Origin of the sequence: Nocardia kruczakiae NBRC 101016 (assembly GCF_001612965.1) — a bacterium.
Lineage (GTDB): Bacteria > Actinomycetota > Actinomycetes > Mycobacteriales > Mycobacteriaceae > Nocardia > Nocardia kruczakiae.
In genome coordinates, this window is sequence record NZ_BDBL01000003.1 from 1 (window position 1) to 20,825 (window position 20,825).

General features: G+C 69.8%; 15 protein-coding genes. 3 read left to right on the forward strand and 12 right to left on the reverse strand.

Annotated elements, in window-relative coordinates:
* Positions 1-293: 293 nt before the first annotated feature.
* Genes NK1_RS03060 through NK1_RS03090 form a run of 7 tightly spaced genes read right to left on the reverse strand, consistent with a single transcriptional unit; the run spans position 294 to position 10,507 of the window.
* A complete protein-coding gene (locus NK1_RS03060) occupies positions 294-1,289 on the reverse strand; it encodes a UbiA prenyltransferase family protein (protein ID WP_063007074.1) in 996 nt (331 codons plus the stop codon).
* Positions 1,283-2,242, reverse strand: coding sequence for a ScbA/BarX family gamma-butyrolactone biosynthesis protein (locus NK1_RS03065; protein WP_063007075.1), 960 nt, complete (start codon positions 2,240-2,242; stop codon positions 1,283-1,285). The genes NK1_RS03060 and NK1_RS03065 overlap by 7 nt, the downstream gene beginning before the upstream one ends.
* Positions 2,239-3,141, reverse strand: coding sequence for a nucleoside-diphosphate kinase (locus NK1_RS03070; RefSeq protein ID WP_063007076.1), 903 nt, complete (start codon positions 3,139-3,141; stop codon positions 2,239-2,241). Before NK1_RS03070 ends, NK1_RS03065 begins: the two co-directional genes overlap by 4 nt.
* Positions 3,138-4,232: an SDR family oxidoreductase gene (locus NK1_RS03075; RefSeq protein WP_063007077.1), complete on the reverse strand. Its 1,095-nt coding sequence runs from the start codon at positions 4,230-4,232 to the stop codon at positions 3,138-3,140. Before NK1_RS03075 ends, NK1_RS03070 begins: the two co-directional genes overlap by 4 nt.
* Positions 4,229-4,480 carry an acyl carrier protein gene (locus NK1_RS03080; RefSeq protein WP_039777059.1) on the reverse strand — a complete coding sequence of 84 codons (252 nt, stop codon included), beginning with the start codon at positions 4,478-4,480 and terminating at the stop codon, positions 4,229-4,231. Before NK1_RS03080 ends, NK1_RS03075 begins: the two co-directional genes overlap by 4 nt.
* Complete coding sequence (locus NK1_RS03085; RefSeq protein WP_063007078.1) at positions 4,480-7,836, reverse strand: AMP-binding protein; 3,357 nt, start codon at positions 7,834-7,836, stop codon at positions 4,480-4,482. The genes NK1_RS03080 and NK1_RS03085 overlap by 1 nt, the downstream gene beginning before the upstream one ends.
* The gene (locus NK1_RS03090) at positions 7,826-10,507 is read right to left on the reverse strand and encodes a phosphoenolpyruvate synthase (protein WP_245660329.1); all 2,682 of its coding nucleotides are present in this window, start codon (positions 10,505-10,507) and stop codon (positions 7,826-7,828) included. The genes NK1_RS03085 and NK1_RS03090 overlap by 11 nt, the downstream gene beginning before the upstream one ends.
* Before the next feature lie 270 nt (positions 10,508-10,777).
* Here NK1_RS03090 and NK1_RS03095 point away from each other — a divergent pair, with 270 nt between their 5' ends.
* From NK1_RS03095 to NK1_RS03105, 3 genes are all read left to right on the forward strand, one after another.
* Complete coding sequence (locus NK1_RS03095; RefSeq protein WP_063007079.1) at positions 10,778-11,482, forward strand: ESX secretion-associated protein EspG; 705 nt, start codon at positions 10,778-10,780, stop codon at positions 11,480-11,482.
* Between the two features lie 219 nt (positions 11,483-11,701).
* On the forward strand, positions 11,702-12,076 hold the full coding sequence (locus NK1_RS03100; protein ID WP_036508059.1) for a soluble NSF attachment family protein: 375 nt from the start codon (positions 11,702-11,704) through the stop codon (positions 12,074-12,076).
* Positions 12,073-13,368 (forward strand): hypothetical protein, encoded by a 1,296-nt coding sequence (locus NK1_RS03105; protein WP_063007080.1) that lies wholly within the window; start codon positions 12,073-12,075, stop codon positions 13,366-13,368. Before NK1_RS03100 ends, NK1_RS03105 begins: the two co-directional genes overlap by 4 nt.
* 248 nt (positions 13,369-13,616) lie before the next feature.
* Here the strand turns inward: NK1_RS03105 and proB are convergent, their stop codons facing one another.
* From proB to NK1_RS03130, 5 genes are all read right to left on the reverse strand, one after another.
* Positions 13,617-14,735: a glutamate 5-kinase gene (gene proB / locus NK1_RS03110; protein WP_062962953.1), complete on the reverse strand. Its 1,119-nt coding sequence runs from the start codon at positions 14,733-14,735 to the stop codon at positions 13,617-13,619.
* 106 nt (positions 14,736-14,841) lie between these two features.
* Positions 14,842-16,302: a GTPase ObgE gene (gene obgE / locus NK1_RS03115; protein WP_036499485.1), complete on the reverse strand. Its 1,461-nt coding sequence runs from the start codon at positions 16,300-16,302 to the stop codon at positions 14,842-14,844.
* A 126-nt stretch (positions 16,303-16,428) separates the two neighbouring features.
* Positions 16,429-16,695, reverse strand: a complete 267-nt coding sequence (rpmA, locus tag NK1_RS03120; RefSeq protein WP_025352062.1) for a 50S ribosomal protein L27 — start codon at positions 16,693-16,695, stop codon at positions 16,429-16,431.
* Positions 16,696-16,743: 48 nt separating this feature from the next.
* The gene (rplU, locus tag NK1_RS03125) at positions 16,744-17,055 is read right to left on the reverse strand and encodes a 50S ribosomal protein L21 (RefSeq protein ID WP_030512746.1); all 312 of its coding nucleotides are present in this window, start codon (positions 17,053-17,055) and stop codon (positions 16,744-16,746) included.
* Between the two features lie 339 nt (positions 17,056-17,394).
* Positions 17,395-20,814, reverse strand: coding sequence for a translation initiation factor IF-2 N-terminal domain-containing protein (locus tag NK1_RS03130; RefSeq protein ID WP_063905886.1), 3,420 nt, complete (start codon positions 20,812-20,814; stop codon positions 17,395-17,397).
* Positions 20,815-20,825: the final 11 nt, after the last annotated feature.

Below are 20,825 nucleotides of genomic sequence, written 5' to 3' on the forward strand. Positions count from 1 at the left end.
GCAGCCCGCCCGGGCCGGTCCGCGCTGCGCGGCCGTACGGCTGCGAGGCGGCGGACATCGGATACCTCCGGAAGGGTCGTGGTTGCACCCGACGCCACGAACGGGACACCGGACCGCGAGCCCGACGCGGCAAGGGCAAACCGCGCCGGATCCGGTGTGCCGCACGATGCGAAGGGGGCAATCCTGCGGCGCCGGGTGCTACTTCCAAGCGTGCGCGCTCGCGGCGGCCCGGTCACTGCCCTTTCAGTGGCCTTCCGATGCCCCTGAGCCTGAGCCCCTGCCCGCCGTGGGAACTATCGCCAGGTCACGGCCGTGGCGATGAGGATCAGATACAACACCAGTACGAATACCACAGCCGGGACAACGGGATACGCGCGGGTGGCCGAATCCGCCTCGCCCGCATCGAGCGACGCCGATCCGTATCCCGCGGGCCCGGACGACGGAACCGGTGGCCGCGTCGGTTCCGGGGCGCGGGGCAGGAACGATCCGGCCGCGAGGACCGGAAGTAGCAACAGCCCCACCGGTATCCATGCGAGCAACGCCCACGGCAGCGGATGGTCCCACGGCCGGCTCAGCGCCACGTCCGCACCGACCGCGAGGGCCGCGCAGCCCACAATCGCGACGACACTCCCCCGCGCCCCCAGGACATTCGAGTAGTACGACTGCCCGGGGCGGGCGTCCGCCGCGGTCTTGCGCGCGAATTCGAAATGCAGGAAGGCGCCCGCGAAGATCAGCGCGACCCAGGCTGTCCGCCACCCGGATTCGACCTGACCGGTGTCGATCGCCGAACACACGAGGTACGCGATGATCCACAACTGCACCGGGTAGGTCACGGCCAGATTCAGCAGCAGATCGCCGCGGATCCGCGCCGATACGCCCTCCAGCCCCCACAGCGCCAGGCCGTACCCCATCGCCGCGACGACGAGAACCGCCGACCACCACGACAGCAGCGACGACACCACGGTCAGCGTCACCGCGAGCGCCCCGATCGCACCCCACAGTTCGCCGACGCTCACCGCTCCGGTGACCAGCGGCCGGTCCGGGTTGTGTACCCGGTCGTAGTCGAGGTCCTTGATCTCGTCCACCATGCGCAGATACAGCAGCAGCATCGCGACGACGACGATCCGCACCGCCGTGGCCCACCCCGGACGCCATGCGGAGCCCGGATGCGACACCACCGCCGCGGTACCCTCCACCGCCGCGACGAACATGACCGCGTAGAGCAGATGATGTGTTTCGTACCGCGCGACGGTGAAGCGCGCGATCCGCGCGACGGAACCGCTCAGCATTCCGCCTCGTCGGTGTCGTAGCGCAGGCCGATGCGGGCGGCCACCGCACCGCACTGGTGGATTTCGCAATCGATCTGTCCCGGAACGGCATCCGAGGCACGGGCCACGCATTCGGCGCGGTGGTCCAGCTCCACGAACCGCTCGAAGGAACTGGAGACCCCGATCAGCCGGCTCGGCTCGGACACCGACATCGCGATGACCGTCTGCCGTGCCGCCTCGAGCAGCACACTGCCGGGCACATGATCCACGGCGTGGTCGAACAGGATCGGATGTCCGGTGTCGATCGCCAGCTCGGCGACCGCGGCCGCGCCGACCCGCCGCAACGGGCCGATCACCACATTGCGCCCGTTGGCCCGCCCCACCTCGACCGCCGCTGCCGACTGCCCGGGCGGCAGCGCCGCGCCGATGTCGCCGAGGCCCAGCCCGGTGCGCAACCCGCCGCGCAGCGCCTCCCACCGCGACGGCGACACCCAGGTGAAGGATCCGTCCACGATCATCAGCGGCTCACCACCGCATTCGATGTCGAGCACCATATCCACCCCCTGCAGCACCTCGCCGCGCCGATGCCGGCGCGAAATCTGTACCGACATCACCAGATCCGCGGGCGCGGGCCCGATCACCCAGCTGTCGCTCTCCGCGACCGCACCGTTGAAGGTGCGCACCACGAACCCGAAATCCTGTGGTACGCCGAAGTATTCGTGCGTGAGAGCGATCGCCGCCTGCCGGGCGGCCTCCATCACCAGCATCGGATCGTAGGCGTCGTCCCACGGAGCCAGGTGGTCGCCGTAGAAGGCGTGCATGCGGGGTAGCTGGGCGCCGACCACGAATTCGTCGGACCGCGCGGCGTGCAGCGAGGTGACGAAGACCTCCGACACCGCACAGCGATGGGCGAGATGGCGGGAGATGGTGTGCACATGGCTCGCGGTCGGGATGGTCGCGGTGTCGATCGTCATGGTCGTGCCTCCAACCAGTCGTGTGCGGATACCGGCGGCAGGGTCTGGCGCCGCCCGCCGTTGCGCATGGGCAGTACGTGGGAACCGAGGACGACGGCCGACCAGGCATCGATCGCGCGGCCGGTGGCCCAGGCGCGGCGCAGCAGCAGCGCACAGTCCTCGTCGCGATCCGGATCGAAGTCCGCCGGCACATCACCGACGTCGGCGACCAGCCGCGCGACGGCGGCCGAACGCCCGAAATCCCGTGCGGGAGTGCGGTAATACAGCTCCGCGGCGCAGGCGGCGGCTTCGACACCGCGGTCCCGCCCGGACTCGATCTCCCCCAGCACCCGCGCACGGGTGTCGGTGTCGAAGTAGATCGCGAACTCGCGCAGCACGTCGGCCGGATCGTCGGGTGAATGCACCAGATTCAACAGGTAGCTGTATCTGCCCAGCAGATAACGCAATTCACCGGGTTGCCGCTTACCCGGATCGGTCGGACCCTTGGCCGCCGTCAGCCGCACCGAGGTCGGCAGCGCGGTGGGTTCGCCGGAGACGACGAGGACCAGCGCATCGGAGATCTCGGTCAGCAGATCGGCGAGCCGCCGCCGCTCCGGCGAAGCGATATTCCACGCGAAGTACCACAGCGCGCGCACCAGATGCCGGTCCACCGCGCAGGTGCGCGCCGCGACAACACGGAAATCGTTGTCCCGCAACCACTGCAGTGTCGGTTCGACGGCCCGCGCGACAATCGCATCCGGTTTCAGCAGCAGCAGCGAGTATCGCCGAGAGAAGTCGGCCGCATCGAGTCCGGCCGCACCGAGCTCGTCGAACGTCTCCTGAACGTAGGTGTCCTCGGCATAGGCGGCCGCCTTGTCCGGCAGCGGGGTCGACGCCGCCAGCAGTCGGGCCAGATTCATCGGCTGCCTCCCACAGTCGCGTCGGGGCCGAAGCGCGCCAGTATCTCGGTCACCGACGGCAGCGGATCGCCGAGGTAACCGCTTTCCAGACAGTGGTCCAGGAGCAGTCGCAGATACGGCTTGCCGCTCGGCGGGCAATCCCGTCCGAGCAGGGCGTGGGTCGCGGTGGTGTCGAACAGCGGTCGGCGGGCGAAGTAACTCGTGTAGAGCGCGCCGATGCGCTGGAAGTATTCGCGCTCCAGCGGTTCCAGATCCTCCACCGCGAAGGATGCCTCGGGCACGAAGGTCGCGACCTGGAAGGACGGATATTCGGCGAGGACGTCCGAGATGTCGCGCAACGACAGCGCATCGGCGCCGACGGCGTGAAAGGTCTGTCCCGCAGCGGAATCGAAGTCGATCGCGGCCGCGGCGATCACGTCGGCGACGAAGTCGACCGGTGCGGGTGCGATCGTGGCGTCGTAACGGCCGGGCAGTGAGCGCAGCTTGCCCTCGACGATCAGCTTCACCACGGTGTAGAGGTTCTTGTAGTCGCGGATCACGCCGGTGCCGGTGACGCCGGTGACGACGCCGGGACGGACGACCGCCCAGCGCAGCCCCGGCGTGCAGCGCACCTGGCGTTCGGCCCGGAACTTACTGTCCTCGTAGCCGTTTCCGAAGGCCTGCCCGACATCGAGTTCCGCCTCGGTGACCACACCCGCCCGCATCCCGCACACATAGGCGGTACTCACGTACACCAGCGGCACGTCCCAGCGCAGCGCCAGTTCGATCGCGTGCGCGGTGCCGCGCACGTTCAGTTCCTCGTAGTCACCGGCGGTGGCGTCGAAGGCCGTGGTCGCGGCCGAGTGCACGATCATGCCGACGCGGGAACCCAGTTCGGCGGCGTCGTGCCGGGAGAGGCCGAAACCCAGCCGCCGGACGTCACCGCGCACCGTCTCGATGCCGTCCATCTCGGAACCGTCGTTGCGGATGATGCGCGCCGTGCTGTGCACCAACCCGACAACGGGCCGGCCCGCCGCGCCGAGGCGCGCCACCACCTCCGCGCCGACCAGGCCGCCCGCGCCGGTCACCAGGACGGCGTCATGTCCGGTCACAATCGCACCTCCTCGATCAGGGTCACCACATCCCCGATACGGCGCACGCCGGCCAGCTGTTCGGGCCGGTAGCGCGGTAGTCCGAAGGCCTGTTCGAGCACCAGGGTCAGCTCCATCAGACGAAGCGAGTCGAATCCGAGATCCTCGATCAGCCGCAACCGATCACCCGGTTCGGCGGGCGGAGCCGGCGCCATCGCGACGACGAGCCGGCGCACCCGTTCCGCCACTGGGCCGTCCACATTCGTCATCACTGTCCTCCGTCGCGCTGGTGGGGTTGCCGTCCGCCCGAGCCGAGCAGGTCGCGGGCCTCGTCGAGCGGCAGTTCGGTATCGAGATAGGCCGCCGGGCGCAGCCAGTCGTAGCTGATGTCGAGCGTGCGCCGCCATTGCTCCCGCGAATCGAACGACGCCGGAAACTGTGTGCCCCCGGCGATCTCACGCACGGCGGCCGCGAGTTCGTCCAGCACGGCCAGTTCGTCCAGGCCGCTCGCGCCCGATCCGAGGACCGCGGAGAAGCGCAGGGCCGACGCGCGGTCGACCAGTTCGCGTAGCGGTCCGGCATCCGGCACCATCGCCGCCAGCGTCCGGCCGGGCGCGACATCCGGGGGCAGCGGGTGAATACCGTAGGTGGACAGCGCCATTCGCACGCACATCGCGATCGCCCGATGCGCGGCGATATCGGCGACGGCACCCTGTCCCGCTTTCACCGCCCCCATCAGATCCTCGCGGGCGTTCTCGAGCACCACGTTCGACCACACCACCTCCATGGCGCAGGCGACGAATCGCTGGGCCGGCAGCGGTGACAGGGTCGCGATCTCGCGGTCCGCGCCGCCGCCGGCGAGCCCGAGCGCGGGCATCCGGGTGGACGGAATCGGCGTGACCGGGCGTACCGGCTTGCACATGGCGAGCGCGGGCCGCAGTGTCTCGCCGCCGCGCAGGGACAATCCGATGAAGCCCAAGCGCACGAATTCGGCGAGTTCGGTGCCGATCGGCGACCGGCGCAGTATGTCGGCGACCGATTTGCGCGCGACCACGCCGCGCCAGGCCGCGGCGCCGCGGTCGGAGAGTGCGAAGACGTCCCGATCGTCGCGGAGTACATGGATCCGGTCGCCGATGGGCCACGTGGTCACGCCGTCGACCCGGGCCAGCAGAATCCGATCGGGATCATCGGTGACGTCGTCGATGCCGAATCGCCGGGCCAGGGCGAGCGTCTCGTCGAGCGTCGCACCGGCCGGGAGCGCACGGTAGGCGTCGACCTGCTGCGCGATACCGGGATCGGCCGCGACGATCCGATCGAGTTGTCGCGGAACCCATTTCGTCTCGATATACGTCTCCCCGCGCATCGCGGCCCACGATTTGACCGCCTGGAGCAGGCCGTCGCGAGCCCACCCGCCGGCTTCCTCGTCGGCGCCCAGGGCGCGCAGGGCGACCGCGAACCACAGCGCGTGGCGGCTGCGCTGCGCCCACCAGCCGGACACGATTTCGGCGAAGCCCTCGGCGGGCAGCAGCGCCAGCAACCCGTCCAGATCCACGGCCGGGCTCGACCGCACCACCGTCGCATTCCGGAACCGCTGGCAGCGGTTCAGCACGTCCTCGTCGAGATCGCCGCCCGCACCGGTCACCCGCGCGAGTTGCGCGCGCAGTTGCGCCTCGGACCGGGTGCGGATCTCGATGCGGCGGCCGTCGGCGAACACCACGGTCGGCAGCGTCGGCATCTGTTCGTCACCGGGCGCCACGATCAGGAAGTCGATATCGGAACCCTCGTTGCCGAATCCCTCCGCCAGCGACCCCTCGAACAGGGCGGCGGAATTCGGCGGGATCGAGACCGTTTCGAGTGCCGCGGCCAGCAACCGCTCGGCACGATCGAGCGACAGCGCCGGCGCGGTGGAGACACTCGTCGCCGTGGTGTCGGCGCCGGGATGTTCGGTGGCCCCCGTCAATCGACCCTCGGTGTAGAGCTGCCACATGTGCCGGCGGCGCGGTTTGCCGCTCGAGGTGCGGCGGATGAAGCCGCGCGGTCCGGTGACGACGCCGACGGTGCCCGCGGGGCCCAGTTCGCCGCGCACCACGGTCCGGGCCCGGGTGATCCACTCCCCGGGAGCGGTCTCGGCGAAGAGCACGATGCCGGGTGCGGCGCCGCCGGTCAGCGAGACCGCCGCGAGCTTTCCCTTGGTGATCCCGGTTTCGCGCGCCACCCGGGATTCGATGTCCTCCATGAACACCGACCGTCCCCGTACCTTCAGGCTCGTGCCCATCCGGCCCAGCACGAAAACCTCGTCGTGGTAACGGAATCCGGCGTCGCCGGTGTAGAGCCGGCCGTCGGTGATGCGGGTCGCGCCGCCGGCGCCGTCGGTATACCCGAGGGCGACCGAATCGCCGATCACCACCATTTCGCCGAGCACCCCGTCGGGCAATTCGCGGCCGTCCTCGTCCACCACCACGACGGTGGATTCGGGAGTGGAGTAGCCGAGGCCGGTGATCCAGCCCGGGCCGCTCACCCACCGGTCGTCGTCGAGCGCGACCTCCGCGACGATCCGCACCGGCTCACCGGGGCGCAGGGTCGCGGTATCGATCCGCAGGGCCGTGAGCGGCCGGTCGCGCGCCGAGGAGGTAACCATCAGGGTGGCCTCGGCCAGACCGTAGGCGAGGGTGTAGGCCCGAGCGGAGAAGCCGCGCGCGCCGGTGAGTTCGGCGAACGACCGCAGATCCTCGACTTCGACCGGTTCGGAGCCGACCGCCAGGGTCCGCCAGCCCGACAGGTCCAGATCCGCGATGTCGTCCGGCGAAACACGGTGTGCGACATAGCCGAGCGCGAACGACGGCGACGGCGAGTGCTGGGCGTGCGCCATCGCCCGCAACCAGCGCGCGGGATCGCGCACGAACTGATCGGGCCGCATCAGATACAGGTCGCCCTGATTGGCGACGGTGGTGAGGAATGCGCCTACCAGGCCCATATCGTGGTAGAGCGGCAGCCACGAGACCATCGCCTCGCCGGGTCGCCAGTCGATCAGCCGGCTGATCATCCGGATGTTGTTGGCGAGGTTGTGCCACGACACCCGTACGCCGCGCGGGATTCCGGTGGACCCGGAGGTGAACTGCAGCAGTGCCGTCTCGGCCGCCGGTGCGAGCGTCCGGTCGGCGGGCGATCCGGTGTCACCGACGACGACCGGTTCGTCGGTACGTCCGGCCGCCGTCATCGCCTCACGGACCAGTGTTTCGAGCTCCACGGAGGTCACGACCACGCGGGGCGCGGCCTGGTCGAGGATCGCGGCGACATGGGCGATGTACTGGGCCATATCGGCGAACATGGGCGGCGCGATGGGCGTGAACACTCCGCCGCACGCCCACACCGCGTAAAAGGCGGCGACACAGGGGAATCCGGTCGGCATCACGACGCAGACCCCGGCCTCGTCACCGCCCCCGAGGCCCCGTTCGCGGAGCCGGCCCGCGACCGACCACGTCAGTTCGGCGAGTTCCGCGTAGCTGCGGAACTGCCAGCCGTCGGCTTCGTCGGCGAGATGGATGCCGGTGGCGGTGGCGGGATTCACCAGCCAGCCGCGCACCAAAGCCTGGTCGTCGTCGGTGTTCTGCAGTTCACTGGGCATCGGCTGCCTCCCCTTCGTCGAGCACGGTGACGGTTCCGCCGCTGCCGTCGACCCGCAACGGCATACCGGTCCGGACGGATCTGGTGACACCCGGAATCTGCACCACCGTCGGCACACCGAGTTCGCGCGCGACGATGGCGACATGGGTGAGCGGGCTGCCCCGCTCGACGACGAGAGCGGTCGCCGAGGGCAGCACCGCCACCCAGCCCGGATCGGTTCGATAGGTGACGAGCACACCGCCCGCCACGTCGCGCGGCTCGTCGACCACCACCGCCGGGCCCGTGCCGATCCCACCACCCGACGGTGTCCCGGTGAAGATCGAACCCGCTGTCGCGGCGGGGGTGTCGGTGATCGGCACCCACCCGGCGGCCGCCAGTTCGGCCGGGCCGAAACCGCCACCGTGGGTGACGAAGCGGGCCGGTGCGACCAGGCGCGCGTCGGCGGCGCGCTGCTGTTTGCGGGCGGCGACCACCGCCCGCAGACCGGCAGTCTCGCCGCCCTCGTAGCAGCTGCGCAATTGCGGCAGCGTCAGATAGAACACATCGGAGAATTCGTCGATGATATTGCGCCGCACCAGGTCTCGTCCCATGATTCGGATGGTTCGTTTGACCATGCCGAATGCGCGGGTACGGCAGAAGCGCAGACTTTCCCGATGCGCCGCACAACGAGACACCTTGCGCCGCAACCGTTCATAGACGGCCCGGCGCCAACCGCGCAGATGGGTATCCAGATACCGTTGCGCGTCGTCGGCGGCGCGGTCCTGTCGTTCCGGCAGCGCGGCCAGCACCATGACGAACAGGCCCGACGGGTCCTCCCGCAGATCCGGGGTCTCGAGCTTCAGTTCGTCGAGGCTGCGGTAGCCGTAGCGGTCGATGTACTCGTCGACGCCCGCCCGGAATTCGTCGTGACCCGCGCTGACCAGCGCGTCGTAAACGCCCTCCGGGGCAGTGCTTTCCAGCAGTTTACGCAGATCGTCGTTCTCCCGCACGATCGCGGCGAGCGCCGACATGGCGCGGGCCGGCTCGGCGGATTCGACGTCGGCCCCGGGCCCGGCGACGGCGTAGAGGAACCACTCCGGCGCCTTCGGCAGAAATATCCGGGTGAGGACGTACAGCAGGCCGGTGAGGGTCAGCAGCATCGCGTCCAGCACCATCATCGGACCCCAGCGGTGCACCAGTTCCCGGTCGAGTTCGCGATAGCGGGCGTAGGCCTGCGCCCCGGTGTCGGCGCTGTCGTCGTGGGATTCGAAATCGTCGTAGACGCGGTAGAACTCGTCGAGGAACCGCCGCATCATCGCGTCGATCCCGGCGATGCGGCGCAGATAGATCGCGGCGGTGCGGGTCCGGGACACCACGCGACGCAGCGGATTGCCGAAGGTGAACGGGCGCAAGGTCTTCGCGATATCGTCCGGCAATGGTTCGGCCACGCCGAGCGCGGCCTCGAGTACCCGGCGGTTGAGCGGATAGCCCGGCGCGATGCCGACCATCCGATACCAGTGCAGCAGGTTGTAGTAGACGCGGCCGTGAAAGTAACCGAGCAACACCGGAGTCCAGCTGTCGGTCTGCGCGACCTGCGGCTGTGGCACCCCCAGGGATTCGGCGTATCCGCGGTACACCCGGCCGTAGATATCGGCAGCGGTGGTGAAGGTGAGCGGTGAGGTGATGCCGCTGAAACTCTCGATGATGTTGGAGTTGTCCCAGATTCGCAGATCACCGTCGGGTACCGCTTCACCGGCGCCACGCAAGGGGTCCCCCACCGCCGTGGTCACCGGCCGCGCCTGCAGCACCCAGAGCCGGCCCTCCGCGTCGAAGGCCCACTCGACGTCCTGCGGGGCGTTCGTCCCGGTCTCGATCCGGCGGCCGAGCTCGATCAGCCGGGTCATCTGCTCCGGAGTGAGCGCCGGGCGGGCGCGCAGCGCGGGATCGACGTCCACCGCGATACAGCCCTGGTCGCCGTCGGGACGGTAGCGAGTCGCCTTCTCGCCCAGCACCGTATCGATCGCCGTGCCCGAAAACTTGTCCACGACATAGGTATCGGCGTCCACGGCTCCGGAGACCAGCCCTTCGCCGAGACCGTAGACCGCGCTGACCAGCATCCGGTCCGTGGCGCCGGTGCTCGGGTCGCAGGTGAACAGCACACCGCTGGTGTCCGCGGCGATCAGGCGTTGCACCACGACCGCCGGCATCTCCGGAAGCGCCAGTCCGTGCGCGAAACAGTAGTTGATCACCCGCGGCGACAACGCCGACGCCCAGCAGGCCGTCACCACCGACGCGATCGCCTCGGCCCCCGAGACGTTCAGGAACGAATCGAACTGCCCGGCAAACGAATACGCGGTGCCGTCCTCCACCGCCGCCGAGGAGCGGACCGCCACCGGCGCACGGCCCAGCCGCTGCCACACCTCGTCCATCGCCGCGACGAGGGCATCCGGGGGCGTGGCGGTCATGATGCTCGCCCGTAACCGCGCACCGCGGGCCAGCGCCTCGTCGAGGTCGGTCGTGCGAACGAATTCCGCTGCCGCCGCGACGATCTCGGCGGGCATGCGCTCGAACATCTCCGGCTCGACGACCAGCCAATCCGGCACCGGCAACGACGCATCGCGCAACCGACGCAGCCCGGCCGCTTTTCCGCCGGCATCCGCCGCTTCGGCCGGGCCCGCTTCGGATTCGTGCACCAGGTCTCCTGTCATCGCGGACCGTGCGCCTGCCCAGCGGTCGCTCGCAGAGTTCGTAACGGTATATATGAAATGTTTACGTTTCGGAATACCGGTGATCGGATATCCGAGCGGCCGCGGTGCGCAGGCGGTCACCGGGGCGTTGTCTCGATATACCGGCCGCACTCGCCCGTGTTAACCGAAATCCGAACAAGATCGGCTGGCCGCCCGCCGGGAGCGCGGCTACGCTACGTTGAGGCTCGTGACGATCGGTGAAGGGTGTAATTCGGCGTGAGTTGGTCATTCACACCGGACGAGTTCGCGCACATCTGGCGCGAAACCGACCTCGATCGCCATCCTTTCCCCCTGCGCATCCTCGAAACCCCGCGCACCGAGGACGAGGCGGCGACCCTGCGCACAACCCTCGAGGCACGGCTGCCGCTCGGCGCGGACCCGGACCTTTCCGCCTGTCTGCGCATCCTGGCCGCGCCGCACACCCGCGTGGTCGCGATCGGCGGCGCACACAGCCCCGGGACCGAGATCCGGGCGGTGGCCGCGGCGATCTACGACCATGCCGTGCTCGCGATCCAGGAACCGGGACGCACACCCGGATTCGGCGGATCCATCCGATTGTCGATCGGGCATACCGCCAAACTGGGCGCCCGCATCGCCGCGCTGCTGCCCGACTGCCCGGCCGGAGGGGAGCCCGCCCGCTCGGCACCGGCCGAGGCGGTAGGCGACGACGACTGCCCACGGCCGGCCTCACCGCCGGCGCCGCGCATCCGCCGCCTGCTGCTGAAACCGCATAGCGCCGAAGGGCATATCCGCATCGAGGCCGGCCTGGACCGGCCGACACCGCCCGCGCCGCTGTACTACACATGGATCGACGTCGCCGAGGACGGGCGCTATCTCATCAAGGCGGGCGACGAAGTCCATATCGTGCCCGCGAACCGGCAGCAGATCGGCACTCACCTGCAAAAACGCATTCCGCGATGACCGTGACGGGCGCGGATTCGGGCAACTCGGGCTGACCGGACATCGCCGGAACCAGTAAGCTGGGTCGACCTGCAGCCTCACCGGGAAGCCGCCTCCGGGCGTTCCCCGTCGGGCTGTGTGATTGCAGCCCGATGGGGAGCCCTTGCGTGGTGATGCTCCGCTGCCGCCTCCAGGCTTTCCCCATTAGGCTGGTCGGACCGACCGATCTCAGGGGTGCGCATGACGATCGAGACCAGCCAGGCAGATATCACCCGTTTCTTGCAGGCCGCGCGCGGGGGAACCGTCACCTTCGATCCGGCGGCCGCACGTGGGTGCGCGGAGATCTATCAGCAGCAGGCCGACCGGCTTCGGGAACTACAGCAGCGCCTCGATTCGGTGGCGCAGCTCAGCGGATTCGGGGGCTTCTTCTCCGCGCAGCAGTTGCAGGCCGGGTTCGGCCGCAAGGCGCGCGATGCGGCCGAACTGCTCGACCAGTACATCGCCGCCGCCTACCGCATGAAAGAGGCCTTTCTGACCAGCGCCGGGCTCTACGAGGAGGCCGATTCCGCACATGCGGCCGCGCTGCGGGCGATCTCGTCCGGACTGTCGCGATGAGCGCCGAATTTCGTTACGGGCCGGCGGCATCGCACACCGACCCCCAATACGTCAGCGCCATGGAACATTTCGAGTCCATGACGCACGAACAGATCCATACCGGAACCGAGAAGATCGAGGCCGGTGAGATTCTGCAGGCCTCGCTGATCTGGCTGGAGGCGGCCGCCACGCTGACCGGTTCCATGCCGGCCACCCGCTCACAGGTCGAACGAATCATGGATCACGCCGGCTGGCAGGGCCCGGCCGCCGATGCCGCCGCCGCGAGCGCGCACAGTTTCGCCGCCTCCGTCGACGAATTGGCCGCCGTCTTCGGTGAAGTCGGCGCGCGGCTCGGTGCGGTCGCCGGCGCCGCGGAAGCGGTCAAACTGGCTGTACCCCCGCCGGGCGATTCCGGCCCGGTGGGCGCCATCGCCCGAGTGTTGGAGGCCGCGCACGTGATCGATGCGCGCATCGCCCAGGAGGTCATGCGTCAGGAGGCGATTCTGGCGATGAACATGATCTACAAACCGGCCTACTCCGCGGCGGGCACCGCGGTCCCGGCGCTGCCCGAACCCCCGGCACAAGCCGACCCGGCCGGACCACGCCCCAGCGCTCCCGCGCGCCCGAACGGCGACCGTCCGCAGGCGCTCCAAAACCCCACGGCGCCACCGCCGTCCGAGCCGGAGCCCTCGACACCGGATCAAGCTCCGAACTCGCCCACTGTGCCCGGCACCCCCGCATCGCCGCAGCCCGCACCCGCACCCGCACCCGCACCCGCACCCGCACCCGCACCCGCACCCGCACCCGCACCCGCACCCGAGAGCACGGCACCGGCGCCTCCCCACACGCAACCCGCACCCACACCCGGCGAACCGGCACCGAGTTCGTCGGCCCCGGCACCCGCCCCACCGACGCACGATCCTGGCCCCGCGCCGACCCAGGCGCCGCCGACCTCTTCCGCCCCCACCTCCCCGGACCCGACGCAGCCACCCGCACCGTCCAGCCCGGGCAGTGCGGTGCCGCCACCGGGCGCCCCGACGACCGAACCGCATGCCGAGCCGCCCGTCACCCCCGCCCCCACCGCACCGGCCGCGCCCCCCTCCGACACCCCCACCCCGCACTCACCCGACCCGTCGGCATCCGCTCCACCGCCCCAATCCCCCACGCCCGCACCACCTCCCGCCCCGCTGCCACCCGATCCGTCGGCGCCTCCGCTCACCGACCAGGAAGGCCAGCCGGGTATCACCGGTCCCATCCCCAACACCGATACGCCGACGACTCCCGACCAGCCCGGGGTGTCCCCGCCGGGCTGAGCTGAGGTCGGAGCGCGAGAGATTTTCGCAGTCCGACCATGGCCACATCGAACGCACCGACGGCCCGGTCCGGGTAGGACTGCTATCACCGCGGCACAGCGGTGGCGGTCCCCGGAGAAAACCTTTCCGCGCACGACGGCCTCGACCACAACGACGGCGACGGCGAACCTCGTCGAAGCGGACCCCGCTGCTAGCCCGCCACGCCCGATGACCGCGTGGCATTCGCACTGTCGGCGGTGCCGAGATCCCTACACCTTCACCAGATCGTCGGCGTGAATGACGGGGCGCTGCATACCTTCCGGCAGTTCGGAGGTGGAATGGCCGGCCATGGCCTGCAGTTCGGTGCTGTCGTATTCCACGACGCCCCGAGCCACCGTGCGGCCGTCGGGGGCGAGCAGGTCGACCACATCGCCGCCGTAGAAGCGGCCCCTGACGCCGGTGATACCGGCGGCGAGGAGTGAGCGGCGCGAATGCGCGACGGCTCGGACGGCACCGGCGTCGAGGTGGATGGCGCCGCGGCTGTCGGCGGCGTGGCGGACCCAGAACTTGCGGGCCGACAACCGGACCGGACGCGCGGCGAAGGCCGTGCCGACGGAGGCGTCGCGCAGTGCCGGCGCCGCATCGGAGGCGGCGGCCAGCAGGACGGGCACGCCGGCGTCGGCGGCGAGGCGGGCGGCCGAGAGCTTCGACGCCATACCGCCGGTGCCGAGAGCGCCGCCGCTGCCGGCGATCACGCCGTCGAGGTCGGCACTGCTGCGCACCTCGGGAATGAATGTGGCGGCGCCCTTGCGGGGGTCGCCGTCGTAGAGACCGTCCACGTCCGACAGCAGGACCAGCGCGTCCGCACCGACCAAGTGCGCCACCAGCGCGGCCAGCCGGTCGTTGTCGCCGAAGCGAATCTCCTCGGTGGCGATGGTGTCGTTCTCGTTGACCACCGCGACCGCGTGCAGGGCGCGCAATCGGTCGAGGGTGCGCTGCGCGTTGCGGTGGTGTTCGCGCCGGGCGAAGTCACCCGCGGTCAGCAGCACCTGCCCCACGACTCGGTCGAATCGGGCGAACGAGGTTCCCCAGGCGTGGGCCAGAGCCAATTGGCCGACGCTCGCCGCCGCCTGTTTTGTCGCGAGATCCCTTGGGCGGGCGGCCAATCCGAGCGGGGCGATGCCGGCGCCGATCGCACCGGACGACACCACCACCACATCCGAGCCCGCGCGCATCCGCGCCTCGATCGCCTCGGCGAGCTTGTCCAGGCGCGCGGTGTCGAGTCCGCCCTCGAGGCTGGTCAGCGCCGACGAGCCGATCTTCACCACCACACTGCGCGCGGTCCGGATCGACTGCCGAGTAGTTACCGCTCCCTTGTCAGAATCCACATGTGTCACAACAACACTCACTCACTTGACACGCCACCACCGTGGCGCACGACGACAACCGGACCGATACGCCCGCGCACACCGGAGATACCGGCGTGGCGGGCGATCACGGTTGGTCCTCGTCCTCCGAGACCAGGCCGCGGCGTACCCGGGAGGCGTGTTTGCGCTCGGCGGCGGAGATGCGGTCGGTCTGGTCCAAGCGGGGGTCGGTCCCGCGCCCGGTCATCACCATATCGACACCGGCCGAAATCTGCGGCTCCCATTCGAAGCTCACATCGCCGATGGTGACCTCGGCGCCGGGCACCGCACCCTGGCGGACCAGTTCGTCCTCGACGCCGAGGCGCGCGAGCCGGTCGGCCAGGTAGCCGACGGCCTCGTCGTTGTCGAACTGCGTTTGGCGCACCCACCTTTCGGGGCGCTCGCCGCGGACGATGAATCCGCCCTCGACCTCCGGATCGGGTGCGACGGTGAAGCCGGTCTCCCCGGCCACGACGGGCCGGATCACCGGACGCTTCGGCGCCGCCTTCGGATGCGCCTCGCGATATTCGCGGACCATATCGGCCAGCGCGAAGGTCAACGGGCGCAGACCTTCCCGGCTCACCGCGGAAATCGTGAACACCGGCCAGCCGCGTTCGGTGAACTCGGGCGTCACCATCTCGGCCAATTCGGCGGCGTCGGGGATATCGGCCTTGTTGAGGATGACCACGCGGGGCCGGTCGGCCAGATCGCCCAATCCGGCGTCGGCCTGCAGGGCCGGGCGGTAGGCGGCCAGTTCGGCCTCGAGCGCGTCGACATCGGAGATCGGGTCGCGGCCGGGTTCCAGTGTCGCGCAATCGACTACGTGGGCCAGCACCGCGCACCGCTCGAGATGCCGCAGGAAGTCCAGGCCCAGGCCGCGTCCGTCGCTGGCCCCGGGGATCAGGCCCGGCACGTCGGCGACGGTGAAGGTGGTGTCACCGCTGGAGACCACGCCGAGATTCGGCACCAGCGTGGTGAACGGGTAGTCGGCGATCTTGGGCTTGGCCGCCGAGAGCACCGAGACGAGTGAGGACTTTCCGGCCGACGGGAAACCGACCAGGCCGACATCGGCCACGGATTTGAGTTCGAGAACGAGGTCGCGCTCCTCCCCCTCCTCGCCCAGCAGGGCGAAGCCGGGGGCCTTGCGGGCGCGCGACACCAGTGCCGCGTTGCCGAGGCCGCCGCGGCCACCGCGGGCCGCCACGAACCGGGTGCCCGCGCCGACCAGATCGGCGACGACCTCACCGTCGTCGTCGATGACGACCGTGCCGTCGGGCACCTTCAGCAGCAGTTCCCCGCCCTGTTTGCCGTCGCGGTTGCCGCCCTCGCCGGGTTTGCCGTTGCCGGCCTTGGCGTGCGGGTGGAAGTGGAAGTCCAGCAGTGTGTGCACATTCGGGTCGACTTCGAGGATCACATCCCCGCCGTTGCCACCGTTGCCACCGTCGGGTCCGCCGAGCGGCTTGTACTTCTCCCGATGCACCGAGGCACAGCCGTGACCGCCCTTACCGGCGCGGACGTGCAGTACCACACGATCGATGAATTTGGACATGCCAGCTGGACCTCTGTGTTTCGGTGGACGGTGGTGGTGAGCCTCCCGGAACGGCGAACGGGCCAGGGTTTATCTGCTAAACCCTGGCCCGCTTCGAAGAGTGTGTGGAGAAGGCTCCGGCGCGGCTCAGGCCTGCGCCGGCTCCGGTACCACGATGTTGACGGTCTTGCGGCCACGCTTGGTGCCGAACTGGACCGCGCCCGCCTCGAGGGCGAACAGTGTGTCGTCACCGCCACGACCGACGTTGACGCCGGGGTGGAAGTGGGTTCCGCGCTGGCGAACCAGGATCTCACCGGCCTTGACGGCCTGGCCGCCGAAGCGCTTCACGCCGAGCCGCTGAGCATTGGAATCGCGACCGTTGCGAGAGCTGGACGCACCCTTCTTATGTGCCATGGCTGAAAACTCCTCGATTCGAAACCGGGTGGTTTCGCTAGGTCGAAATTACTTGATGCCGGTGACCTTCAGGACCGTCAGCTTCTGACGGTGGCCCTGACGCTTGTGGTAGCCGGTCTTGTTCTTGAACTTGTGGATCCGGATCTTCGGGCCCTTGGTCTGCTCGACCACTTCGGCGGACACCGAAACCTTGGCCAGCTTGTCGGCATCGGTAGTCAGCTCGGCGCCGTCAACCACCAGCACCGGCGACAGCGATACGGCCGTGCCCGGTTCACCCTCGATCTTCTCGACCTTCACCAGGTCACCGACCGCGACCTTGTACTGCTTTCCGCCGGTCTTGACGATCGCGTACGTTGCCATCGGTCGGCTGCCCTCTTTCCTCAACTAGTGCTCGGCACTCTGCTCGCACGGCCGCCTGCCGGTGGACACCGGCAACCGCCGTACGACTGGTCTGATAGTCACCGCCGCCTCGGTACTTCTTCCGCACCGGAGGGCTCGTTTCGAGCCGGATCTCATGACAGCGCAGCGTTTTCTCAACACAACACGGTGCTGTCACCGGGCAGCGACTGTCCAAGATTACAGGACTGCCACCCCCCGCACCAAACCGGGCCGCCACCACTCCGAATGCGGTCCACCGCGGCGCCCCGCCCGCCGTGCGGGCGGGGCCTGTGCTGCGGGTTCCCCGGTCCGGCGACCGGATCAGTTCGGCGATTCCGGTGCGCCCGCGGCTCGTCCGGCGGCCCGGCGACGGGTCCGCTGCCGCGGGGTCACCTCGGCCGGGGCCAGCTCGTCGAGCGAGAACTTCGGCGCGCTGTCCTGATCGGCGTCGGTCAGCACGAAGACCGCACCCCGGCTGTCGGTCGACGGAGCCGACGCGGTGCGCGCCACCCGGCGACGGCCACGACGGGCACCCGTTTCCGGAGCCTGCTCGGCGGACTTCTCCTCGGCCGGTGCGGGAGCAACCGCGGGCTCGGCCGGCGCCGACTGTGCTCCGACCCGGCCCGACACCGCGGGCCGCTCGGGCTCCGCGACCGGCTCGGCAGCAGCTTCGGCCGCCACCGGCTCGGTGCCCTCACGTTCGGCGACCACCGGTTCGGCCGCTTCCGCTTCGCCGGACTCGGCTTCGGCGGATCCGGCGACCTCGGCCGCCGCGGCCCGTCCGCGTCGTCGGCGCGAATCCCGTGAATCCTTGGCCTGCGGCCGCGATTCGGTCTTCGCCTCGACCGGCGCACCGGCCTCGGCCACCTCGTCGTCGGCGTGATGCGCGGCCATCGCGAGCGCGACCGGATGAGCCCGCTTGGCGGCCGCATCCTCCTCGACATGCGCCTCCGCGGTGTCCGGCGCGGCGGTGCTCGCCTGCTTGACGTCCTTGTCGCGGTCCTTGTCCTTGCGGCGGCGACGGCCTTCGCGGCGGCTCGACCCCTCCTCGGCGGGTGCGGTCTCGACCGGATAGTCGTGCACGATGATGCCGCGGCCGTGGCAGTGCTCACAGGTGGTGGAGAATGCCTCGACCAGTCCGGTGCCCATCTTCTTGCGGGTCATCTGGACCAGGCCGAGCGAGGTGACCTCCGACACCTGATGGCGGGTGCGGTCGCGCCCGAGCGCCTCGGTCAGACGCCGCAGCACCAGATCCCGGTTGGATTCCAGCACCATATCGATGAAGTCGACGACGATCATGCCGCCGATATCGCGCAACCGCATCTGGCGCACGATCTCCTCGGCGGCCTCCAGATTGTTGCGGGTGACCGTCTCTTCCAGGTTGCTGCCGCCGGATCCGGTGAATTTTCCGGTGTTGACATCGACCACGGTCATCGCCTCGGTGCGGTCGATGACCAAGGTGCCACCGGAGGGCAGCCACACCTTGCGATCGAGAGCCTTCGCCAGCTGCTCGTCGATGCGCAGGCTGCCGAAGACGTCCACGCCGTTGTTCTCGTAGCGCTCGACCCGGGCCAGCATGTCCGGAGCGACGGTGCGGACGTAGTTCTCGACCGTCGTCCACGCCCGGTCGCCCTCGATGACCAGCTTGGAGAAGTCCTCGTTGAACAGGTCCCGGACGACCTTCACCAGCAGGTCCGGCTCTTCGTACAGGGTCTTCGGCGCGCCCGACCCGTTCTCGGCCTGCTTCTCGATGGTCTTCCAGGTGGCCTGCAGCCGCTCGACGTCGCGGGCCAGCTCGGTCTCGCTCACGCCCTCGGACGCGGTGCGGATGATCACTCCGGCGTCCTGCGGGACGATATCGCGCAGGATCTCCTTGAGCCGCTTGCGCTCGGTGTCGGGCAGCTTGCGGCTGATACCGGTCGAGGTCCCGCCCGGGACATAGACCAGGAAGCGCCCGGCCAGGCTGATCTGGGTGGTCAGCCGGGCGCCCTTGTGCCCGACCGGATCCTTGCTGACCTGCACCAGGACGGTGTCGCCGGGTTTGAGGGCCTGCTCGATCTTGCGTTCCTTGCCGCCGAGTCCGGCGGCCTCCCAGTTCACCTCACCGGCGTAGAGCACCCCGTTGCGGCCGCGGCCGATGTCGACGAACGCCGCCTCCATGCTGGGCAGCACGTTCTGCACCTTGCCCAGGTAGACGTTGCCGACCATGGACGCGGTGCCGGTGTTGGTGACGAAGTGCTCTACCAGGATGTTGTCCTCGAGCACGGCCACCTGGGTGGTCGCACCGACATGCGAATGCTCGCCGGCCGGGAACGACTTCTCGCGGACCACCATGACCCGGTCGACCGCCTCGCGGCGGGCCAGGAATTCCGATTCGGTGAGGATCGGCGGGCGGCGGCGACCCGCCTCGCGACCGTCGCGACGACGCTGCCGCTTGGCCTCCAGCCGGGTCGAGCCGCTGATGCCCTGCACCTCGTCGACCGTGCGGCGCTTGTTGCGCGGTTCCCGCTCGTGCACGACGGTGTTCGGCGGATCGTCGTCCGCGGGCTCGGATTCGTTGTCCTCACCGGCCTTGCGGCGACGGCGACGACGGCGACGGCGGGTGGAACCCTCCGGCGTCGAACCCGAGTCGTCGTCGCTCTCCTCGCCGTTCTGCTCGGCAGCGTTGTCCTCGGCGGATTCCTCGGCGTCGGCGTGCGCCTCGGTGTCCTCGTCGTCGGATTCGTCGTCGGACTCGTGATCGGCGTGCTGTTCGCCCCGGCCCCGGCCACGACCGCGGCGACCCCGGCGGCGGCGACGCGAACGACCACCGTCCTCCTGCTCGTCACGCGACTGCTCGTCGTCCCAGTCGCCGGATTCGGCCTCGGCCTCTGCTGCCGCGACGGTCTCGGGTTCCGCGGGTGCTTTCTCCGGCGCGGGTTCGGCGGCCTTTTCGGTGACTTTCTCGGCGGCCTTCTCCGCAGCCTTTTCGGCGGCCTTTTCAGCGGCCTTTTCGGCGGCTTCGGCTTCGCGTTCGGCACGCCGGCGGCGGCGCATCTCCTCGGCGGCCGCGGCATCCGGCGGCAGGAACAGCGGCGCGGCCGCGATACTGGCCGGCTCGAAGACGACCGGCTCCTCGCGCTGTGCGGCGGGCGGCTGGAACGGGCTGGTGAACAGCGACGTGTGCGGCGCCGATTCGGGCTCGCCGGATGCCGCCGGCGACTCTGCCGCTACCGGCGATTCCGATGTCACTGCGGGGGTCGCGGTACCGGCGGTCTCGACGACGTCCGCGGCCCGCGCGGTGTCGGCGATTCCGGTTTCGGTGACCGCGGTGGATGCGCCGGACTCGCTCGGCTCGGGCTCGCCGGCCGTGTCCGGCGCGGTGGCGGTCTGCGCGGTATCGGCCGCGGCGGTGGATGTGGTCGCCGGAGACGCACTCTCGGCGGGCGCCGGAGCAGACGTCTCGGCCTGTTCGGTCGCGGGCTCGGCCACCGGTTGCTCGGTGCCGGCCGGTGGGGGAACGAGCGCGTCGCGCACCGATTCGGCGACGGTCCGGTCCAGGCTGGATTGGGCGCTGCGAGCTTCGGCACCCAGTTCGGTCAGATGGGCAAGGATGCGTTTGCTGGTGGTACCCAGAAGTTTCGCCAGCGCGTGCACCCGGATACGTTCGGGCAACTGCGCTGCCTCCCCTACCCCGGCCACCTCGGTAGAGGTGGAATCACCATTGCTCTGCGACGTTCCTTGCGGCTCTTGATCGGCCACGAAATCTCCTC